22 protein-coding genes and 1 tRNA gene are annotated in these 21948 nt (G+C 30.5%); 3 read left to right on the top strand and 20 right to left on the bottom strand.

All coding sequences use genetic code 11. The annotated features are described in order from the left end of the window. The first annotated feature begins 187 nt into the window (after positions 1 to 187). Positions 188 to 526, top strand: coding sequence for a nuclear transport factor 2 family protein (locus M2475_RS09260; protein ID WP_277491110.1), 339 nt, complete (start codon positions 188 to 190; stop codon positions 524 to 526). Positions 527 to 585: 59 nt separating this feature from the next. Here the strand turns inward: M2475_RS09260 and M2475_RS09255 are convergent, their stop codons facing one another. From M2475_RS09255 to M2475_RS09200, 12 genes are all read right to left on the bottom strand, one after another. Then, positions 586 to 1425 carry a PTS system mannose/fructose/sorbose family transporter subunit IID gene (locus M2475_RS09255; RefSeq protein ID WP_277491109.1) on the bottom strand — a complete coding sequence of 280 codons (840 nt, stop codon included), beginning with the start codon at positions 1423 to 1425 and terminating at the stop codon, positions 586 to 588. Further along, positions 1409 to 2170, bottom strand: a complete 762-nt coding sequence (locus tag M2475_RS09250) for a PTS sugar transporter subunit IIC (protein WP_277491108.1) — start codon at positions 2168 to 2170, stop codon at positions 1409 to 1411. Before M2475_RS09250 ends, M2475_RS09255 begins: the two co-directional genes overlap by 17 nt. A gap of 12 nt (positions 2171 to 2182) precedes the next feature. After that, positions 2183 to 2656: a PTS sugar transporter subunit IIB gene (locus tag M2475_RS09245; RefSeq protein ID WP_277491107.1), complete on the bottom strand. Its 474-nt coding sequence runs from the start codon at positions 2654 to 2656 to the stop codon at positions 2183 to 2185. Next, positions 2649 to 3401, bottom strand: a complete 753-nt coding sequence (locus M2475_RS09240; protein ID WP_277491106.1) for a BtpA/SgcQ family protein — start codon at positions 3399 to 3401, stop codon at positions 2649 to 2651. Before M2475_RS09240 ends, M2475_RS09245 begins: the two co-directional genes overlap by 8 nt. Position 3402: 1 nt before the next feature. After that, on the bottom strand, positions 3403 to 3810 hold the full coding sequence (locus tag M2475_RS09235) for a hypothetical protein (protein ID WP_277491105.1): 408 nt from the start codon (positions 3808 to 3810) through the stop codon (positions 3403 to 3405). Between the two features lie 77 nt (positions 3811 to 3887). Continuing rightward, positions 3888 to 4616: a GntR family transcriptional regulator gene (locus M2475_RS09230; RefSeq protein ID WP_277491104.1), complete on the bottom strand. Its 729-nt coding sequence runs from the start codon at positions 4614 to 4616 to the stop codon at positions 3888 to 3890. Positions 4617 to 4805: 189 nt separating this feature from the next. Next, positions 4806 to 5768: a hypothetical protein gene (locus M2475_RS09225; RefSeq protein ID WP_277491102.1), complete on the bottom strand. Its 963-nt coding sequence runs from the start codon at positions 5766 to 5768 to the stop codon at positions 4806 to 4808. Continuing rightward, positions 5755 to 6348 carry a signal peptidase I gene (locus M2475_RS09220; protein WP_277491101.1) on the bottom strand — a complete coding sequence of 198 codons (594 nt, stop codon included), beginning with the start codon at positions 6346 to 6348 and terminating at the stop codon, positions 5755 to 5757. The genes M2475_RS09225 and M2475_RS09220 overlap by 14 nt, the downstream gene beginning before the upstream one ends. Before the next feature lie 10 nt (positions 6349 to 6358). Beyond that, entirely contained in the window at positions 6359 to 7222 is an 864-nt protein-coding gene (locus tag M2475_RS09215) for a hypothetical protein (protein WP_277491100.1), read from the bottom strand. Between the two features lie 142 nt (positions 7223 to 7364). Continuing rightward, positions 7365 to 8429, bottom strand: a complete 1065-nt coding sequence (locus tag M2475_RS09210; protein WP_277491099.1) for a hypothetical protein — start codon at positions 8427 to 8429, stop codon at positions 7365 to 7367. A gap of 153 nt (positions 8430 to 8582) precedes the next feature. Continuing rightward, positions 8583 to 9293 (bottom strand): signal peptidase I, encoded by a 711-nt coding sequence (locus tag M2475_RS09205; RefSeq protein WP_277491098.1) that lies wholly within the window; start codon positions 9291 to 9293, stop codon positions 8583 to 8585. Positions 9294 to 9900: 607 nt separating this feature from the next. Then, positions 9901 to 10134 carry a hypothetical protein gene (locus tag M2475_RS09200; protein ID WP_277491096.1) on the bottom strand — a complete coding sequence of 78 codons (234 nt, stop codon included), beginning with the start codon at positions 10132 to 10134 and terminating at the stop codon, positions 9901 to 9903. A gap of 335 nt (positions 10135 to 10469) precedes the next feature. Here M2475_RS09200 and M2475_RS09195 point away from each other — a divergent pair, with 335 nt between their 5' ends. Further along, entirely contained in the window at positions 10470 to 10973 is a 504-nt protein-coding gene (locus M2475_RS09195) for a hypothetical protein (RefSeq protein ID WP_277491095.1), read from the top strand. A 166-nt stretch (positions 10974 to 11139) separates the two neighbouring features. Here the strand turns inward: M2475_RS09195 and M2475_RS09190 are convergent, their stop codons facing one another. The 3 genes from M2475_RS09190 to M2475_RS09180 all read right to left on the bottom strand — a co-directional run bounded on the left by M2475_RS09190 (position 11140) and on the right by M2475_RS09180 (position 13467). After that, the gene (locus tag M2475_RS09190) at positions 11140 to 11646 is read right to left on the bottom strand and encodes a hypothetical protein (RefSeq protein ID WP_277491094.1); all 507 of its coding nucleotides are present in this window, start codon (positions 11644 to 11646) and stop codon (positions 11140 to 11142) included. Positions 11647 to 12063: 417 nt separating this feature from the next. Then, on the bottom strand, positions 12064 to 12192 hold the full coding sequence (locus tag M2475_RS09185; RefSeq protein ID WP_277491092.1) for a hypothetical protein: 129 nt from the start codon (positions 12190 to 12192) through the stop codon (positions 12064 to 12066). Between the two features lie 108 nt (positions 12193 to 12300). Continuing rightward, positions 12301 to 13467 carry a reverse transcriptase domain-containing protein gene (locus tag M2475_RS09180; RefSeq protein ID WP_277491091.1) on the bottom strand — a complete coding sequence of 389 codons (1167 nt, stop codon included), beginning with the start codon at positions 13465 to 13467 and terminating at the stop codon, positions 12301 to 12303. A gap of 600 nt (positions 13468 to 14067) precedes the next feature. On the opposite strand from M2475_RS09180, the gene M2475_RS09175 reads away from it, so the two are divergent. Then, positions 14068 to 15135, top strand: coding sequence for a DUF4238 domain-containing protein (locus tag M2475_RS09175; protein ID WP_277491090.1), 1068 nt, complete (start codon positions 14068 to 14070; stop codon positions 15133 to 15135). Between the two features lie 393 nt (positions 15136 to 15528). Here the strand turns inward: M2475_RS09175 and M2475_RS09170 are convergent, their stop codons facing one another. The 5 genes from M2475_RS09170 to M2475_RS09150 form a co-directional block, all read right to left on the bottom strand. Continuing rightward, positions 15529 to 15720 carry a hypothetical protein gene (locus tag M2475_RS09170; RefSeq protein WP_277491089.1) on the bottom strand — a complete coding sequence of 64 codons (192 nt, stop codon included), beginning with the start codon at positions 15718 to 15720 and terminating at the stop codon, positions 15529 to 15531. A gap of 300 nt (positions 15721 to 16020) precedes the next feature. Further along, positions 16021 to 16094: transfer RNA gene (locus M2475_RS09165), tRNA-Trp, on the bottom strand. Positions 16095 to 16190: 96 nt separating this feature from the next. Further along, entirely contained in the window at positions 16191 to 18848 is a 2658-nt protein-coding gene (locus M2475_RS09160; protein WP_277491088.1) for an HAD-IC family P-type ATPase, read from the bottom strand. A gap of 117 nt (positions 18849 to 18965) precedes the next feature. Further along, entirely contained in the window at positions 18966 to 20978 is a 2013-nt protein-coding gene (locus tag M2475_RS09155) for an ABC transporter permease (protein ID WP_277491087.1), read from the bottom strand. Then, positions 20968 to 21735: an ABC transporter ATP-binding protein gene (locus M2475_RS09150; protein ID WP_277491086.1), complete on the bottom strand. Its 768-nt coding sequence runs from the start codon at positions 21733 to 21735 to the stop codon at positions 20968 to 20970. The genes M2475_RS09155 and M2475_RS09150 overlap by 11 nt, the downstream gene beginning before the upstream one ends. Positions 21736 to 21948: the final 213 nt, after the last annotated feature.

Here is a 21948-nt window from a genome sequence, read left to right as displayed (position 1 = left end):
CAAAAAACTTCCTGTACTATTCGTCATACTGGAAGTTTCTTTCAGAATCATTCTGTTTTTTTAAAACTGGAATTTACTTTTTCAATTTACGTTATTCCATAAAATACATTTCTACATTCATTTTTTGTGTTACTATATTAATTATAATATATTAATGTGATATACTTAAATAGAGGAGGATATACTTATGTTTTCAAACGAAGATTTTATTGGCAGACATGTAGAAGATTACAACAATCATGATTTAGATGCTCTTGTAGCCGCATTTGATAAAGATGTGAAAATTTATAATTTAATTAAGCAAACACTCCTTATGGAAGGAAGAGAAAATATTAGAGAATTCTATACTCAACATTTTGCCCATCCAATTTTGTACTCAGATGTTACTGAGCGAATTGTCCTTGGTAATAAAATTATTGACAAACAAACTTTCACATCTGAAGCAGATAACCTTTTGATCAATGCTGTTACTATTTACAATATTGAAAATAATTTAATCAAAGAGGTTTGGCTGATTTTTGAATAATGTATAAAAGTACTTGTGATTACAAGTACTTTTTTAATTCTCTATATATAATTTTTAATTTATACAACCCCCATTGCGGCAAGAAGAATACAAACAGCAATCAATCCTATTAGAATGGTTGTTGTTTTTACTTTCTTCCCTAGTAACCAATACATTATTAAGAAGAACATAGCTGGAAAAAAAGCTGGCATGATCTGATCAATATATCCTTGAAGTGGTTCTGCGAAATCTCCACTTCCGATTTGAATTGGAAGTTCAAAATAAATATTCGATGCTGCCATACCACCAATTACCATTAACCCTAAAATGGACGCAGCTGTTGTAATTTTACTAATAATTCCACTATTACCTAAATCATTAAAGAATTTTGCTCCTAATTGGAAACCTTTATCTAAACAGATATAACGTAAAACAAAGTGAGGAACATTTATAATCAATAAGAATACGATTGGTCCCATAATGTTACCTTGATTAGATAAAGAGATTGCAACACCTGCAGCAATAACTTTTAAAGTTCCCCAAAAGAAAGAATCTCCAACTCCAGCCATAGGTCCCATCAAACTTGATTTCACGGCGTTAATACTAGCTGCATCAAATTCATCATTTCGAGCGTTTTCTTCTTCCATAGCTCCTGAAATCCCAACGAGAAGAGTACAAATATGTGGTGTTACTGACATAAACTCTAAATGTCTTTGCAATGCTTCCGCGCGATCTTTTTCGTCTGTATATAATCTTCGAATAATTGGTGCCATCATATAAGCATAAGCAAGGTTTTGCATTCTTTCGTAATTCCATGATGAATCTAAAGTTAATGAGCGAAAGAAACATGAATAAAAATCTTTCTTTGTAATCTGACTATCTGGTGAAATTGTAATTGCTTTTTTAGAATTCGTTGTCATCTTCCACTACCTCCTTTGATTCATTTGTAAAGTTAAGATAAATAAGTACTACCACTACCCCCATAAGGGCAATCCCAACTACTGTAATTTCCATATATGCTGCTAGTAAGAAGCCTAATAATAAGAATGGTACCATTTTCTTTGTTACCATCATTCTTGCTAACATTGCAAACCCAATCGCAGGAATAATACCTGCTGCTACATCTAAACCATGTGAAACATAATCAGGAATGTAAGCTAATATTTTTTCAATGAATGGAACACCTAGATAAAATCCTAATCCTACCACACAAGCTAATATAATCTTATTCCCAATACCTGCAATAATCTGTGTTCGCTCAACCCCTTTGATATCTCCTTTTAGTGCAAACTTATCAGCAATATGAGATGCCCAAGTTAACAATACTGTCATTTGCACATTATCAATTAGTAATACAAGCGTAGCAATTGGTACTGCTAATAAGACCGCATTGGTAAAATCTTGTCCTGTTGTTATTACATAAGCACTCGCAATAATCGACCCTGCAACAAAATCTGGTGGGTTGCTTGCTCCAATTGGGAAAGCTCCCATAAATACTAATTCTAATGTAGCTCCAAGTTTTATACCTGTCTCTAAATCTCCTAATACAAGTCCAACCAATGGTGCTACCACAATTGGACGATTATGCATAGTTGACCCTACGTAACTATGCATGTAAGCAAAAAATGCTATCAATATAATTAAAAATGTTTGTGTAATTTGCATATTTTTTCCTCTCTATGGCAATATTTTCTGTACATCTGTTGCTACATCATCAGGTACTAATTGAACATTTATTTCATAACCGTCATTTATCAAGTCATGAATTTTTTCAATATCCTCAGTTGATAGATGAACAGCTTTTGATAATTGTTTTCTATCTTCTCTATTTTTCATTCCCCCAAGGTTAATTTTTTTAAATGTATTTGTCTTTTTCGCTAAGCGATATACATCTTCAACAGATTCACATAGTATTAATAATTTATATTTATCTGTTACTCCTGAATTCAACGCTTGGGCAGAGTCATCGATTGACTTCATTACCAATTTCACATCATTTGGTTTTGCCATTTTCATTGCTGTCATTTTCAAATCATCTTTCATGATTTCATCACTCGCAATCAAAATACAATTTGCTTCTAAGAATTTTGTCCATGAAAAACCTACTTGTCCATGAATTAAACGATGATCTACTCTTACTAATTTAATCATTTAGTTTACACCTCAATTCTTTAACTTTATCCATAAACTCTCTCACATGTCTTGCACTAACATCACCTGTATCTTTTCTTGTATCTTTAAAATAGCTTCCTACAATTGCTGCATCACAAATCATCAACTGCTCTGTCACATTCTCACAAGTAACACCCGCTGCCACAACAAGTGGATGATTCCCAATCTCATTTCGGAATGCTCGTATTTTATCCATTGATGTTTCTTGCCCTGTTGCATTCTCAGTTACAGCAATTGCATCACAACGATGTTTAGCAGTTTGTAAATCCTCTTCTAGTGTACGTGTTGATAACATTGGTTGGTATTTAAATCTCACACCGCCAATCAATGCTGCCTCTGTTCTAGAACGATACAATTTTAGAAATTCTTGAAGAGCTGCTTCATCTCGTGGTTGTACATGACCAATTACTGAATCTATTTGAATAAAATCTAACTTGTATGTATTCGCTAATTCAAATCCCATTGCATCGATATTCAAACAATTCACACCAATTGGAACATCTAACTTTAAACTCTTGATATATTCAATCGCTTTCACTAATTGATAATAATCCCCGTAATAATCTTCCATTATAATTCCATCTATGCCATTATCTACATAGATTGATATCTCTTCTTTTGCTCTTTCTAATACCTCTTCATCACTATCACCTTTTAAGTGAATCATTCCAATAATTGGTTTTTTATGCTTAAATAATCCTAAAAAATCTTTCTCTATTTTCATTTTAAAAATCCTCATTTTCTATAGCTTGCATAGATACTATTTTCATTCCTTTTCTTGATTCTTCAATTAATGATTGCAAATACGATTCATCAATTTGTGAATTTTCCAATAATAACGCTAATGCAAGATTCAAATTCACTCCAGAAACAACAAATACATTTTTATAAATACTCAATGAAAGCATTGCGTTACAAACACTTGCGCCATATAAATCAGTAAGAATTATATAGGTATCATTTGGATGTTTCTGAATTACTTTTTCTAGCTCTTTTGCATATTCATCTGCTAAATCGCCAGGTTTCATCGTATATACTTCAATTGCATCAGCACTACTTCCAGCAATCATTTTCAATGAATTTACAATACCATTGGCAAATTCTCCATGGGATGCGATTACCATTCTCTTCATGTTATTCTCCTTCTAAATGGGTACACTAAAAACATCTATAACTAGATTATTTTTTTATTTATGATGATTATATATATTTATTTATATGATCGAACCGCCATTTTATATACGTCACTATGGATATATTGTATATTGAAATAAATAATTTGATTATTTTGATCAATAACTGTTTGATTTACTTTCAATAATGGATCATGTTCAGATACATCTAGATTTTTTGCTTGCTTTTCATCAGCATATGAAACTTCGATAATATCTTCAAATACATGTGCCACTATTCCCGTATGTTTACGCAATATATCTAATATAGGTTGTTTATCAAGTTCTTCGTGTTCAATAAAATCAAACTTATCAATGAAATAGTCGATTTCATAAATTGCGGGTGTTTCATCTACTAATCGTAAACGCTCCACACAAATGACTTCTTTATCCTTTTCAACATTCAAACTTCGTGCAATTTCATCACTAACTTTTTCATGTGTGATTTGAATAACTTTTGTACTTGGAGTTTTCCCCTGTTGTAGACAAGATTTGGTAAAGCTCCCTTCTGCTACCATACTTTCCACATAAACGGGCATTGCCACGTATGTTCCTTTTCCATGTCGTTTCACCAACACTTTATCATCAACCAATTGTTGAATTGCATTACGAACTGTTATTCTACTAACACCATACATTTTTATCAACTCTGGTTCTGCAGGAATACGATCTCCCATCTTATACTCTCCCGACTTTATCTTTTCCATAATCGCTTCATAAAGCTGTTTATATAATGGTGCTCCTGTATCATTTAAAAGTTGTCCCATACTCCTCCTTTCATTGTACTCATCATCAAAATATAGTACCTTTTACAAAGACATCATAACACGTCATATAACCTCTGTCAATTGTCTTTCCATAAAAAAAACATGAATTACTTGAAACAAATCCTCAACTTAACTTTTTAGATTTATTCAACTATAATTCATATTTATTTATTCTTTATCCTTGCTATATTAATCTTCTTGACTTGCAATAACTTTCAAATTAAAACTTACATACAAGTTATAATTACCATCTTTGTACTCACCTTGCTCTGTTGCAGCTGTTGGTGTCTTAAATGTTTTACCAGTTGTATCTGTCGTATCCTTAAGTACAACTATAATGGAAGGATCATTTTTTTGATCAATCAAATTTTGTAAAATTACATCCCGTTTACAATTATCACAAAGAGGTGTGCTTTCCCCTTCTATAACGGATATTCCCTTACTACAATCACTTGTACAGTTTTGCCATTCCCATGTGATACTCTGGTTATGAAGTCCATATTTATATGCAAGATTTTCATTTGCTTTAAATAGCGAATCAAACAAAGCCGCTTCAATTGTACCGCTAACACCATCTAGCGTATCCGTCTTTGTTTTATTAGAATCTGACTCAACATATCCAGTACTACTTTCACCTGTTAATTTAAAATTTACTGGCCAATATCCACTAGTATCAACAGTAACATTATTTTCTAACATATAATATGTTTTACTTGCTGTAAATACACTACTTGTATCTAATACATATTTTCCATTACTAAGTGTATAGTAGGTATTCGCTTTATACTTTGCAGAAGACATATCCTCTTGTTTAGTCATCAAACCCCATTGTCCTGCACCTAGAAAGATATTTTGATGTTTAACCGTCGCTGTTATTACACCATTTACTTGAGGAGTACCACTTATATTGATTGTTAAACCTGTATCCTTACTTTTATCTCCAGGATATATGATATTTTTTCCAGTTGCATCTTTTTGAGTAAAAAGAGACCCTTTCGCACTTGTAACTACACCCCATTGTGCAATACCAGCAGAATCATCTTTATCAGTATTGCTTATGTATTGTGCAAATACATTACTAACTAACGTTGTGGTTACAAACATAGCAACAAAGAGAAAAGTTACTATTTTTATTGACTTATTTTTCTTCATGATTGCCCTCCATTTCATAACTTTCCTTTATCTTCTCAATCTCTTGCCTAATGATATCAAGGTTCTCCAAATTTTTGTTTTTATCGTTTTTATATGAACGTTCTAATAACATAAAGGCTAATATTAAAATAGTTATTGTCCCTAAAGGACTCTTTAATATGTTTATTAATACACCTATAAAAGGAATACTTACAATAACTTTTCCTTTAATACTTGATTTTCTAATAGGATTATCAGAAACACTATTTGCATCACCTTTAGTTATAACGCTATCTTTATCTATGCTAACGATACGATGAACAATCAATTCATTACCATCTTGATAAACAACAATGTCTCCTTTATCATATGCTTTTGATTCTTCTACAATAATCAGATTATTCACTGATAATGCTGGCTCCATACTTCCTGATAAAACAACTGCAGCGCCATATCCAAAAGGCATAGGAAGTTTATTACCAACAATACTAGTAGCATTAAACAAATATATATTAACCCCTAGAAATAGCCCAACTAAAGATAACAACACTCTTCTCAGAATTACGTTTGATTTTATTTTTGAACCTAATTTGTTTCTCATTTAAACATACCTACACCTTACGATATTTCTTACCTAGTATAACAACAATGCTACCAAGAGATACGATAGCTAATACACTTAATAAGGTCTTGTTGGTTGCGTCCCCTGTACTTGGTGAACTGATCCCACCACCAGATTTGCTAGGCTTTCCATCATCTTCAATCAATGTTTTTATAACAACACTTACTGTTAAATCTTCATTAACTGCTCGATCTCCTAAATATGTATCATATGTATCATTATCCCATTCAAATGGCCATTGCCAATTCAATGTATAGTAAGCATAATTATTTGCTGATAATACTCCTGAATCTTCAACTAAAGAAATATCTTCTACATTTACAAAGGAATTACTATTACCTAACAAGTAATTTCCTGTATAACTTTCAAAAGACATTTCAACAGGAAAAAATAAATTTTCTGGTTCTACAAAAACTTCACATGTCATTTTATATTTTACGGAAGATTTACTATTGTTTTTTATATTAAATGTATAGGAATTCTCCGTTCCAGGTGCAATCACTTCACTTCCATCCGAAGATAAAACCGAAACTTTATCGCTTCCATTTTTATAGGAAAGCTTAAAAATCTCGATATCCGTTTGTGTTTTCCAAACTTTCTTGTCATCACTAACTGTTACTGGTGTATAACTTGTTCGATAATTCCTATTACTTTGAACTTGGATAGATGATGGTGTATCATTTCCAACTTTCACCTTGCTAGTAGAGTCCTTACTTGGAAAAAGTGAAATTATCTCTTCATCACCTTGCGATGATTCTACCAACTTATCAGCCAAAACAGATATTGTGGATACGATAAAAAACAGTAAAACTGCTATAAATCCCCATATTGTTCTTGTTGTTTTCTTTATCATATATAGCCCTCATTTAAAGAAATAGTCAACAATTAATTCTTTAATTATTAACTATTTTTTTAAACTATACTCACAGTCCCGCCACAAAACTGCGAGTATAGATATAAAAGTAATATACTATGTATACATTAAATGATGTATACTAATCTCTTTGTGTTACAGTAAGTTTTAAATTGAATTTCAATTCAAGTTTAGAATTTGCATTAAAAGGCATTCCTAAATAAGGCCCTTCAAGTCCACTTTCTTTTGCGAAATTGCTTTCATTTCCAGACCATCCTGTACTAGCAATAAGCTTTAAATCTATATTAGTATCACCTTGTTGTGCCGCAATGACATCACCAATTAAAGTATCTGCAGCATCATATTTTCCATTTGTTGTCGAATCATCACTTGTGAATGCCCATTCCCAAGAAATTTTAGGTAATGATGCTTTTGTACTTAAATTTTCTCCTGCCTCAAAATTTACACCAGAAGTTTTATAAATACTATTAAACTTTGTTGTAACTTGAGCTAGCGTATCTGTATGAATTGCTGCTGATCCTGTTGGATTTGTGTAACCATTCCAATCATTACCAGCTTGATCTGTTAATTTGAATACAACTGGATAATAATTAGGCCCTGTTGAGCCATCAGCCTTTTTTAAATCACAAGCCACTTCAGCCGCATAGAATTTATCTCCTGCCTTTGTAAATCCATTTGTTTTTGCATATACATCACTACCACTGTATTCACGAATTACATATAAGTCTAATGCCCCTGCTGAACTCTTATATGCTGTATATTCTGCTGCTGATGTAATAGCAACTTCTTTCATTCTGTAGTATTTTTCTCCACTTATTGAAAAGTTTTGTGAAGCTAATTCCCCATTAATTACTCCATCAACTTCAGGTTTACCAGTAATACCTAAATTAAAACTTGTATTTTTAGTACCTGGTGCAACTACGTTATCAGCAGTTGATGATACAACACTAACTGTTGCGCTTTTAGCGTCTTTTGATATTGTATTTCCATTTGCTTTATCATCATAGTTTTGACCAAAGAAGTCTTTATCAACTCCGATAGTGACACCCCATTTTGCAACACGCGCTTGATTATCACCGTTTCCCGCTGTTGTATATTTAGCAAATGTTCCACTTATAATAGACATTGTTATTAGTGTTAAAACTAATAATCCAGATGCTATTCTCATCGATTTATTCTTTTTCATTTTTCCTCCTAAAAATAATTTTGTATTAAATTTCAATCTTCATCTCTAATATAAAGAGATGCAACTGCATTGCAGCTATATTCCACTTTTTTTGCTGTGGCAGGCAAAAAAAGAGAAACTTTGTTTAACCCTTTCTCCTTCTCTGTACATAACCTATTTATTCTCTTCTATATCACCTGAACTATCTTCACTTGAAGTCACATCAGTTTTAATATTTTGTGCTTTTTTAAGTTCCTCTAGTTCTGCCATTAGTACTTCTGTTTCGAGTTTGTTGGTTTTATCATATTTACGTCTGCGCATAATATCATACCCTATAAGTAAAGCTAGCGGAGTAACTACACAAATTAACAATCCTGGTGTTGTTTGCATAAACATCGCTATGTCTCCTGCACCAGCAATTCTAAAATTGTATACTCCAATTAGGTCTTTCTCTGTAACCGCTTCATCATCGTTCGTATTATTTGCATCCCCTTTTGTTACAAATGATACATCGCCATCTTTGTCTATAACTTTCACTACACGGTGAGTTACAACGGCATCATTATCACTTTTAGGATCAAAGTACGTTATGATATCACCCTTTTTAACATCTTCTGCATCTACAATATCGCAAATGATAAGATCTCCAGAGTGAATCTTAGGATACATTGAATCAGTTAATACAATCATTGGAACAACCCCACCAATGCTTGGCACTTCTTCTGGGTTTGTATAACTTTTAACAATTAACGTTACATTTATGATAAGCATGGGTATCAAAATGATACTCAATACTATCCCAGTAACAGTTAGAATTCTATGCTTTAATGTTGTTGTTTTTTCTTTATCATTGTTCATCGTATTTCCATCCATTCGTAGTTTCATAAATCTCATATGCTAATTACTAAATTTAATACGTTTACATACAAATTTCAAATCATTTGGATACTACTTTTTTCCAAATAAAAAAATCCTCTTTTTCAGTATCAATTTCTCTATTAGCGCCTCATCATATAAATTACTATAAAAGCTTATGTTAGTCAATAAAAAACCTTTTTTACTTAGTTTATAACAATTCGCAGCATTATTTATACTATTCGTTATGTCTCATATATTTCTCCTCCAACATCACCTCTCATATTTTAGTCATATTAAAATCCATTTTCGTTCAAATTATTTTCACTTTTTTTAAATAATTTGAATCGGCATAAATAAAAACATCTATTTCTACTAAAGAAATAAATGTTTTTATCTTCCATTTTTCAATAAATACAGTACTATATCTTGTTACTCATTAGATATCAATTTGCCAATATCCAAGTTATAACAATGAATAAAATCATTAGAATAAATGGATATATTTTTATAAAATAATATTGAATCAACTTCATATATTTACGAATTATTCCCATATTATTACCTTCTCCATTATAGTTCTCTAGTCTAAAACATTCCATGTATTATTCTAAAAGATAATTCTTCAATAAGATACCTATATTAAACTAATAATAATTTTATACACACAAACAGCAAACACTATAAACCATAAAAAAATTAAAAGCTTTGGATTATTATTGGCATCCTGTTTATACTCAAAATAACTATAAGCTATATTGAATAATGAAAACGCTGCCCACAAATAGTTAAAAAATGCTTCAGGTACAATCCATACACTTGCTATAAATACGATAACCACTATCAATAACATAACCCTTTTCTTTTCCATTTTCATAATTTATCCCAACCTTTCAATAAATCAATTATACCAAACAAATAGTATATCCAAAACAATTGTTCTTATATTTATCAGTACTTTTTATATAACATATCAACCTCATTTAAAAGTCTTTACACCATTGCTTAATTATGGTACGTTTTTGTTATCAAACAAAGTCTTTAATACTTATAAAGATTTAAAATAGTATCCTTTAGATAGAGGTTATGAAGAAAAAACAATCGTTATCACATAACAAGTGATAAAAGCTGGAGGGAGATTATATAGAATAAAAGGTATCAACACTAATAAGTGTGATATATATAATAATCAGGGAGGAAATGAAAATGAAAAGATTATTTAGCTTTGTATTAGTGCTAGGTTTAATTTTAACAGGTTGTGGAAGTTCAGATGATGACAATGACATCAAAGATGACAAAGAAAAAGAAACATTTGAAGCTATGAGTGATGATGATATCAATTCAGAGTTATCTGACATCTCTAATTGGGTTGTTGGCGATTATTGGAATGATGGGTTAGTTGACATAAGAGATTATTTGCATAATGGAACTGATGCAACTGGAAAAGAAATGGATATTACTATCACATTGAAAAGATATAATAAAGCTTATAAAAAAGCTGCAAAATATGATAAATTTATCAAGTCACTAGACGAAGATAAATATGGGGATATCAAAGAAGCATGGAATACAATGTATGAAGAAATGAAAATTAAAGATGAATATATTCAATCAAATGATATTGTTGCAAAAGGAGACCCTGAATTTAGTACTGATTTGTTTGCGCAATATAGAGATTATTTCACAGATTTAGTATACGATTTAGAATAATCAAGATGTGATTCCTGTTAGGTAGACAGAGAAAACTTAGATAATCAGTTATTTAAATAAATATATAAAATGCCTGCTCACCAGTACAGTGAGCAGGCACTTTTCTTTTTCAATATGCCCATTTTTATTTGACAACTTTAATATTATTGACAGATTTTTGAAATAGCTATCTCTTTGTGTATACTTCTTCTTCATTTGGTGCACTCTGCCCCTGTGTCATTCTAATGGTTTCCTTATTTGTTGATAACGTTCCTAATACAACCGTTCCGTCTTCTTGGACAATAAATCCTTTGACATCTACACCTACTGGGAATATCATCACCCCTCCTGCACCAGTTGGATGGTCTTTTGGAACTAAAGCCCATCCGTATATCCCTTCTTCTGTATAATAAACATCAGAAGCACTTTGATTACTAACATCCCAATTCATACTTCCATGAAAATTTAGTGTCCCATCTGCATTAACAGTAATTACTTCTCCATTAGGATTAATATAATCCCCTGCAATTGAACTACGATCATTATTCATCATTTCAGCATGATTGAGTTCTGGTGCTTTTTGTATTTCTTGTGGGACTTCTTCTCTTTTGATTGTTTCTTTTTTCCTATTATTATTAGAACAACCAATCAGTAATAAGGATATCATTATCAATACACTCAGTATTTTTTTCATATCTTAATATCCTCCTTTCACTTATTTAACGATTAAAATTATAAAAAGTTTTATAAATCCTATTTTTTTATAATTTTGTATAGCTAAATATTCTTCTTCTGTATAGTTTATCATACTATTCTTATTTTAATAGATGCCAATATTGCTCTACTTCACTATTATCATATACAAAAAAAAGACATTTTACATAATTTCGGCCATTTTTAGTTATAAAAAATAAAAAAACCTTATTACAAGGCTTTATTTCATTCATGGCAAGGGTGAACAGAATTAACCGAATCCATCTCATATTTTCTAAATACGACTCTTTCTTTTCTAATGTCTAATCATAGGTAACAAAGTTACCACTTTCAGTATCTTGATAAACACTTGGACTTAAATCTATATCTTCATCAAAGCCAGTGATTTTTTGATACTCTAATCCACCATCAATTGCACAGCTTCACACTTACATTCTTCATAATCATGAATAGATTTGCTTTCGATTATATCTTTACATTTATTGCAAGAAATGATATTTTTAACTAATTTATATGTTTCTTTCATGATATTCCTCCTGACTATAATAGTATAAGTTTTTATTCGACAATTTATTTAAAAATATTATATATGATATTACAGAAAAACTGGCCTATAGTAGTAAAAAAGAGTTTATTAAAAAATTATATTGCTATGCTTACTAATAAATTCTCGCAACGTCCCACTTCTGTAAGCATCATATATTTTTTTCTCTAATCTTAATTCTTTAATTCTTTTTATATTTGTTTCAAAAGGAAACTTTTTCTTGTTATTTTCAATATAATTCAAAATGTGTTGACGATTCTTTTTTGTTTTTTGAGGTTCAATTGTGTTTATTGAAATACAAATTCCTTGAAGACTTTGATACATTTCCCAAGCCTCAAAATATGTTGTACTATCTATTATCTTCAGGTTTATGAGCTTATTGTATTTTTTTATCATTTTACTATGTAACTTTCTTGATGCTCTTATTTTCCATCGTTTAACAAAAACTCCTGTTATTAATGGATTATAACTGCTACTATAATGTTTACTACAATCATATATCTTCTCTTTATCATTTAAACTATGTCCGTATTTAGAAACTAATTGCTTAATTTCTAAAATGAAAAACTCATTATCTAGTTGAATATTATCATTATATGAAAAAGTCAAATCATCAACATATGTACTGAATTTTAACCCTCTTAACTTAGCTAAGGTGGCAATTTCATCAAACATTTTTTTATATGAAAAATATGCAATTAATGTACTTGTAGGATAACCTTGTGGTAATTCTCTATATTGTCCATTTCTAGGGGAGGTTACTAAATCACATATACATGTTGCAATATCTGGCTTCATAGCAAGACCTGAATCAGATAATAACCATTCAAATATATTCCTATAATCGCAATTTGGAAAAAAACTAGTTATATCTAGCATAATGTAGTGTGAGTTCCCTCGATGAATTTTTGCATTCTTTACGTAGTCTTTATCTTTTACAGAAAAAAGATACTTTGGTGTCTCAATTTGTTTTAAAAAAAAATTCAATCTTCTTAGTACTTCTTTTCTTTTTATAGAAGGATCATTAAATTTTCTGTATTTTTTAGGAGAATAGTTAGCAGGCTTATTACTAAATATTTCTCCTGTGGTTTTTGATTTATAAAAAACTTTATCTTCATTATCAAAAAAGTGCTTTACTCTCCTCAACTCTCTTTGATTAATAACAATTCCCTTTTTATAATTACTTAGTATTTTCGCTAAATATACCTTACTACTACACGCATATAGAGCTGACTTGTTAATTTTTATTTTATCCATATCTTCCTTCATTCCTAATTATGAATACGCCAAGCAAATATCAAACAAATTATTGAACAACAATACTTATCTGCACATGTTCAAGTGATGACATCCCACAGTCATTATATTTTCATCTCTAAAAAATAAAAACAATGTTATTGCCGTCTGTAAGCTATTAAAATAATAATCAATTGCTTCATTTGACAGCTGAGGATACATTACTTTAGGAAGAACCATTATGATTATAATTATAATTATTAATTTAAATCGATTATTCTTCATATTCCATCCCTCCTTTCAAAACTAATTTCTATTAGAGGGATGTCATGATCCAGTAACTCAATAATTCTCTATTTGCCTGGCCTCATGGTGGGATGGCTCAGTGTTTGTAGACAAGCTCGAGGACCTTGGGTCCGAAGGGCGTCACAAACACTCCATAACAGGCCAGAATTGCGTCTCGTCAAAGACGAGCCTCAATTCTTTCAACCCAACAAAAAATCAACGCAAATTTCTTTGCAATAATGCTAGCAAAACCTATAGTATTGTTAACTCAGTTCTACTATAATTATATTATAATAAATTTGAATTTTTTTTCAACAAGGAAAGGTGATATACTCTATGAATAATACAAAAAAACAACATTATATTCCTATTTTTTATCTTAAAAATTTTAGTACTCCTATAAAAAAGGGATTTTACATTAATGTTTTTGAAAAAGAGCGCTTACTTACATTAGAAAAACAAAACATTCGAAATATAGCATCTGAAAATTATTTTTATGATTTGGATTTCGAATCTATTAGAAAACACTTTTCTAAAAAAGAAATATTAAAATTAAAAGTGAGTACTTTTTTTAAATCTAAAGGAAAACTTAAATTATCTGATATATTTAAAAAGAATCTCTTTGAAAACTATCTAGCTGATATTGAAAGTTTTTCTGGAGATGCAATAAAAAAAGTTATTGCTAACATACAAGAATTTTCAATATGGGAAGTTAATAACTGCTTTTGCATTGATGAAAATGAGAAAAGAAATATTTCGCTTTTCCTTGCAATTCAATTTATTAGAACTCCAAAAAATAGGAAATTTTTTAAGGATATGCATGAGGTGGTTATTCCTCAGGTTTATGAAGACTTAATTTATAGAACAAATAATGAAGACGTTTCCGTTTATATTAATAGCCCAATATCTGAAAAAGAAAGAGCTAAAGCCTATCATCTAAGTTTCTTATTGGATCCTACTTTTCTTAATGATTTAAGTGAAAGATTTTATAATCATTTATGGGTTTTCTATTTAAATAAAACCGAATCATTATTTTATACATCAGATAGTATAATTTCTGTTTTTAATCGCATATCTAACCCTATCATTTCGACCACTGGGATAAATTCATTTGGAGTTGAAATTATTATCCCATTGTCTCCAACTATATTATTAGTACTATATGAAAAAGAATATCATGCAAAAGCAATGCAAAAAGATCACAAGAAAATAAAGATACTTGAAAATATTACACAAGTAGATTCATATAATCAAATTATTATACAAAATAGTTATAAATATATATTTAGTCAAAACCTTGACTTTCATTTGGCGAAAAACCTTTGCACAATATATGATAGTATTCGCTTTCCAAAACAAGAAGTAATATTTGCTAATCCTATCAAACCTAAAACTAAAGAGTAAATTAAAACATTATAATTCACCAAATGTTTCATTTCTTATTATAAACCAATTATCAAAAAAAGCATCATAATTTTTACATAATCTTGATCCTTATTGATTTTATAATTATCATAATGATAGTCGCTTCTATTTAAAGAGCAATTTTCAAAATCTACTTCTTTTGTTATTAAATAGATCGTTATTTCCAACAACTTAGGTTAGCTTTGCTCATCATTAAGATAAGTAGGAATGTCCTCAGTTGGTATTAAGTTATTATAATTTAAACTTATTTTTTTACCTCCAATTATTTAACAAACAACTTAAACGGAAGACCACTATAAATATTTTTTATTATTAAAAATCAAATAAAATATACCAATCTGTCGAATCATTATTTAACAAAATACAAAATTTTTAATATTTGAAATCTTTACTTGTAATTGATGACATTTTCATATTGAATAAATGCCCAAAGTTTCTCATCAACTTACCATCTTTATATAAAGTAGTTGCTTTCAGATAATCCTTTGTTTCCCTGAAATAAAGTTCTTGAGCTTCTTCAATTGACATGTTTGAACTATGGTCATTCTTTTCAATATTCTCCATGTTTTTCTTTAAATTTCTTATCTAATTTCCCTACTTCTTTTTTACTTTTAATCTTCTTCTTACCTGTATACCTCTCATAATTAATAAAATTACCATTCCTATCTTTATTTTCCTCTTATGAAATATAATTTCGTTTTTTTTATTTTGATAAATTGCTATATATTATATACCCTTTGCATTTATACAATAAACATAGTAGCGCTTATTGAATTTTGCTAGAGTTATAATCATAATTTTGATTTTTCTGAATTTTTCATTAAGGCATAAAAAAAGCCCTTGAATAAAGGGTTAAAATTTCTATGGCAGGGGTGACAGGAATTGAACCCGTATCAGCGGTTTTGGAGACCGTTATACTACCATTGTACTACACCCCTAATTTTCACTGCTAGATAATGATACCATGAACAAATACTTTTTTCAATATTCTAAACCAAATAAAACACATAAAAAAGGATGAGTTCTCATCCTTCCTATTTTAAAGCAAATACCTTTTTCAATACATATACTAAGATTGTCGCAATAATTGAAATTCCTAAGATTAATACCCAATCAATAAATGGTAATGGTACAGTTCCTAGTATGTCATTAAATACAGGTACATATACTGCTACAAGTTGTAATGTTATTGCCAACAACATAGAGAATATCATTGATTTATTTTTAAGTAATGACTTATCCAAGCCAAATGTTTTTTCTCTTCTAACATTCAAAATATGCAATAGTTGCATAATTGCCATCAATGTGAAAGTAGTTGTTTGTGCTTCTATAATCGGAGCTCCACGTAGCAACATTAGTTGATAAATCACAAATGATGATACTCCCAATACAGCCCCACTAAGAAGAATTCTTACAAGAAACTTCTTTGTCAATAAACCTTCTTCTTTCCCTCTTGGTTGTTGTTTCATAATATTATCTTCTGCTGGTTCAAAGCCCAATGACATAGCTGGGAAAATATCAACCACCAAATTCAACCACAATATATGTAGAGGCTGTACAGGTAAATCTGGTAACAAGAATATCAAACTCAGCATAATAGCTGTAATCTCTACCATGTTACAAGAAAATAAATAATATACAAACTTACGAATATTGGCAAATATAATCCTACCTTCTTTTACTGCATTGATAATTGTAGAAAACCGATCATTTGTAAGAATCATATCAGCTGCTTCTTTTGCCACCTCTGTACCACGGATTCCCATGGCGACACCAATATCAGCACCATTTAATGCTGGAGCATCATTAACCCCATCCCCTGTCATCGCAACAACTTCTCCATTATCTTTCAAAATATTTACAATCTCTAACTTGTTTCTTGGTGAGACTCTTGCGAAAACACCTGTCTTACATACTTCTTTGGGAAAGTTTTCATCCTTATCTGCAACATCAAATTCAAATCCTGTCATCGTTTCTTCATATTCATCCATACCAATTTCTTTGGCAATCATAGATGCTGTTTGTGGATGATCTCCTGTAATCATCTTTACACGAATTCCTGCATCTTGACAAATTTTAATAGCTTCTTTCACATCTTCTCTTGGTGGATCAACGATTCCTACAAGCCCTAGTATCTTAACATTACCATCACAATTATTATGATAAATTGCTTCATTATCTGTAATTTCACCAATGGCTAATACACGCAAGCCATGTTTCGCTAATGCTTGGTTTTCCTTCTCAATTCTTTCTTTTGTATCTTGATTATGATTTGACATATCCAACAATACATCTGGACCACCTTTGATATATGTTTTTCTTTTTCCTTCATGTTCATACAATGTAATCATATATTTAAGCTTTGAATTAAAGGGAATCTCATCTACTCTGATATGTCCATTTTCCTCTAATGTGTTTCGATCTATGGATAACTTTTTACCTAAGGTGATAAGTGCTCCTTCTGTAGGATCACCAATCACTACCTTCTCTCCATTATCTTCTGTTTTTATTGTAGCATTGGTATTTAAAACAGATGCATAAATAAAGTCTTTTAGTTCTGGTTCGTTTTCAAGTGCTACCTTTTCTCCATCTTTGCTTACATCGCCTTCAAAGTGATATCCTCCACCACTGACATTATAAACACCTTTATTTAAAAGATAGATTTTTGAAACTGTCATCTGATTCTCAGTTAAAGTACCTGTTTTGTCACTACAGATAACACTGGTAGACCCTAATGTTTCTACCGCTGGTAAGCTTTTCACAAGTGCTTTATGCTCACTCATTCGTGCCATTCCTCTTGCTAGGGTAATCGTTGAAACCGCTGGCATCGCCTCAGGAATTGCAGCGATTGCTAGAATTAATGCAATCTGAATAATAAAGCTTAATTCTCTACCTGTTAATAAACCTAAAACAATTACAATTCCAGCAAACAAAGCAGCTAAACCAATCAATAATTTTCCTAAATGATTTAATTCTTTATTTAATGGTGTTTCCTCTTTCTTGTGTTGTTTCAACATATCACTAATCTGACCTACTTCACTTCGCATTCCTGTTGCCGTTACAACAGCCGTTGCATTTCCTCTTGTTACAGCTGTTCCTGCATATACATAATTCTTTCGGTCTCCAAGTGATGTTTCTTCATCAAAGACCAATGCACTATCCTTTGACACCGGAGCCGACTCTCCAGTCAAGGCAGACTCAATACAGGCAAAGTTTTGAGTTTGAACTAATCTTGCATCTGCATTGATAGAATCTCCTCCAGAAAGCTTAATAATGTCTCCTACAACCAATTCATCCGAATTGATTACTTCTATCTTTCCATCACGTAATACATTGGTGGTACTCTTGATCATTGATTGTAATGATTCCACTGATTTTTGTGCTTTAAACTCTGTCACAAAACCAAAAATAACCGCAATAAATACTGCTATTAAAACAGCAACTCCTTCAATTGGATCATTCATCAAAAATGATACAATCGCTGCTGCAAGCAATAAATACACGATTATATTGTTTACCTTTTCAAATAATATTTTCCATACTGAAACCTTTTCACCCGTTTCCAGTATATTCTTTCCATATTGTTCTTGTCTCTCAAGTACCTGTTCTTTTGTTAATCCTCTTTCCTCATTTGTTTTTAAATCCTCTATAACTTCTAAACTAGTCGCTCGATAATACTCCTTTTCTTCCATAAAAAAAACCTTCCTTTCCTATACACATTTTATCGTATTCGTACAATTTTTTTAAAAGATTTGCACTGAAAAATTAAAAAGTATGCTTCTAAAGCATACTTTTTAACCTCCCTACCTCTATGATTTAATGATATTTTTATACCCTATATATGTAAGTGCAAAATAGGATCCATATATCAACAATAACACAATTGCAGTGATTGTTGATGAAAACAAAATATCAACCTTTCCTACATACACTACTACACTATTTACAACATTAATTCCTACAACACTATGAATAACACCAAGCATTAAAGGTATTAAGAAGTATATAGACAACTGAAGAAAAACAGATTTATTAATCATTTTATGATCTGTACCAATCTTCGAAAGAACCGAATACCGTTGTTTATTATCACTCGCTTTTGAAAGCTGTTGCAGTGCTAAAACAGCTGCACTAGCTAATAAGAACACAATACCCAAATAAATACCTGCATATGTTGCAATTACTGACATCCCTTTATTCTGCGCATATGCTTCCTCTCTATCCATTAAACTATAATCATCATAATAATATGCTTCATCTTCAACCTTTTCATTTTTAGCAGCCATTTGATTACGCATATTTTCTGCCACTTCGCTAATATTAGCACCATCTTTTACCTGCATATTATAATATCTATATTGTAATACTGCATTGGATGGAATTTCATTATCATTCATAATAATTCCAAAACCTATAACACCACTACTACTTGTTGTCGCAATACTCATAATACTAGGTTCATAATCAATGATATCATACTGTTTCCCATATATTTTATAGGCATCTTTTTGTTCTAGTAATTCTTCCTGTTCCTCCATAATGACATTATTATTAGAGAAAAATGCTGCTTCACCTTTCTTTAATTTCACTTCTTCTCTTCCTGTATCACGCATCAATTGATTATACTCACTTAACTTAATCACTTCGGCAAGATGTTCATCTTGAAAAAAATAACTTTGTTCATCTCGGTGTAAATATTTACTTAATGTCTTGCCATCTAAATCACTTTCATAAACACTTATTTCTTTCACACTTTTAATATCTTTATTTTCTTTGATTTTTAAATCTTCTAAGAAATACTCCATTTTTTGCTCTTCATCCATATAATTCCATGCTTGATAGGATAAATCATAAGGCGTTATAGATTCGATTGTCTTATTAATCGTATCATTTAAACTAAACCCTGTAGCCAATGCTCCAATTGAAAACAACAACATAATACAAACAAAACTCATTGATATAAAATTTGATTTAATACTTGAATTTACTTCTCTTAAAACAAACATATTCAAATTTCTAAAATACAAACGTTTGCTTGTTTGCACAAAACGCAACAAGAAACCAGCCAAGGATAAGAAGAATAAGAAAGTTCCAATCAATCCAAGAGGAACGATGATATTCAAACGCAGAAATGCTATCAACCCTTGATTCCATGCCAATACATAAGCGCTGCCCAAACAAACAATCGATACGATAAACAACAAGACATATATTTTCACATTCTTAATTTTTAATACATCATTTTTTCGATCTGCATACAACAAATCAATTAACTTATATTTATTTAATACAAACGTATTAAATATCATAACAACTACAAAAATGATTGAAAAAGCTATAATGGTAAGAAATGTCGCTTCATATGAAAACACAAAATGATAATTTAAAGGAATCGTAAACAAATTAGCTGTAACAATCGTCAATATTTGTGATAATCCAATTCCTAATAATATTCCAACTCCTAACGATAATAACCCTATAATAAAAGTTTCATAAACAAGAATTCTTGAAATCTGTCCTTTTGGCATTCCTAATAATGTATATAAACCAAATTCTTTTTTCCTTCTTTTAATCAAAAAATTATTTGCATATAAGATAAGAAACCCTAAAATAATAGCTACAACAAAAGACAACCACAAGAGCATCATTGATAATTGTTCCATAATCATCGACTGTGTTTTATTCATTGCCATAACTGCATCTTGTTCTTGAAAAGAGTTAAACGTAAAGAACAAACATACAGAAAATGCTAAGGTTAGAAAATAAATAGAATAATCTTTATAACTTTTCCTAACATTTTGCATTGCTAGTTTAAAGAACATTAGAGACATCTCCTCCCATTAATGTAACAACTTCAATGATTTTATTAAAGAACTCTTTTCTCGTATCATTTCCACGATGTAATTCATTAAATATCTTTCCATCTTTAATAAATAAAATACGTTTTGCATAAGAAGCTGTAAAAGAATCATGGGTAACCATCATAATAGTTGCTTGTAATTCCTGATTTAATTTTTCAATGGAATCAAGTAACATTCTACTAGATTTCGAATCCAAAGCCCCTGTTGGTTCATCCGCCAAAATCAAACTTGGATCATGAACCAAAGCTCTAGCAGATGCTACCCTTTGCTTTTGACCACCACTCATTTGATATGGAAACTTTTGTAAGACATCAACAATTTCCAACTTTTCAGCCACTGCTAATACCCGCTCCTCAATGATGGCTGGATTTTGCTTTTGAATAGTTAATGCCAATGCAATATTTTCATAAGCAGTAAGTGTATCTAATAAATTAAAATCTTGAAAAATAAAACCTAACTCATCTCTTCTAAACTTTGAAAGATCTTTTCCTTTTAACGTTGTAATATCTTTTCCACCTATATAAATATGTCCACTTGTAACTCGATCAATTGTTGAAACACAATTTAACAATGTCGTTTTACCTGAACCACTAGGACCCATAATCCCAATGAACTCTCCCTCTTCTACAGAGAAACTTATTTTATTCAAAGCTTTGGTCAAACTATCGTTTGTCCCATAAAACTTCTCAATATTTTGAACATCCAATACCTTTTTCATAACTACCTCCTCTATTGATACCTCAAGTATATATCCTATAGGTTAACTATACTATCGATTCATATTACATTCACCTTACAATTTTGTAATAAAAAAATTAGTTAATAAAAATCAAGTATAATATTAAAAAATCATTCTATGATATTTCATTCACACTAAAAATTCTGAACTATGTCAGTTTTTTTAGAAAAGTGTTATAATACACTTGGTTAT

Source organism: Breznakia sp. PF5-3 (assembly GCF_029504745.1).
In the GTDB taxonomy this organism is placed as follows: domain Bacteria; phylum Bacillota_I; class Bacilli_A; order Erysipelotrichales; family Erysipelotrichaceae; genus Breznakia.
The sequence above is the reverse complement of the archived record's forward strand: the minus strand, read 5'-3'. Positions and strand labels throughout refer to the sequence as shown.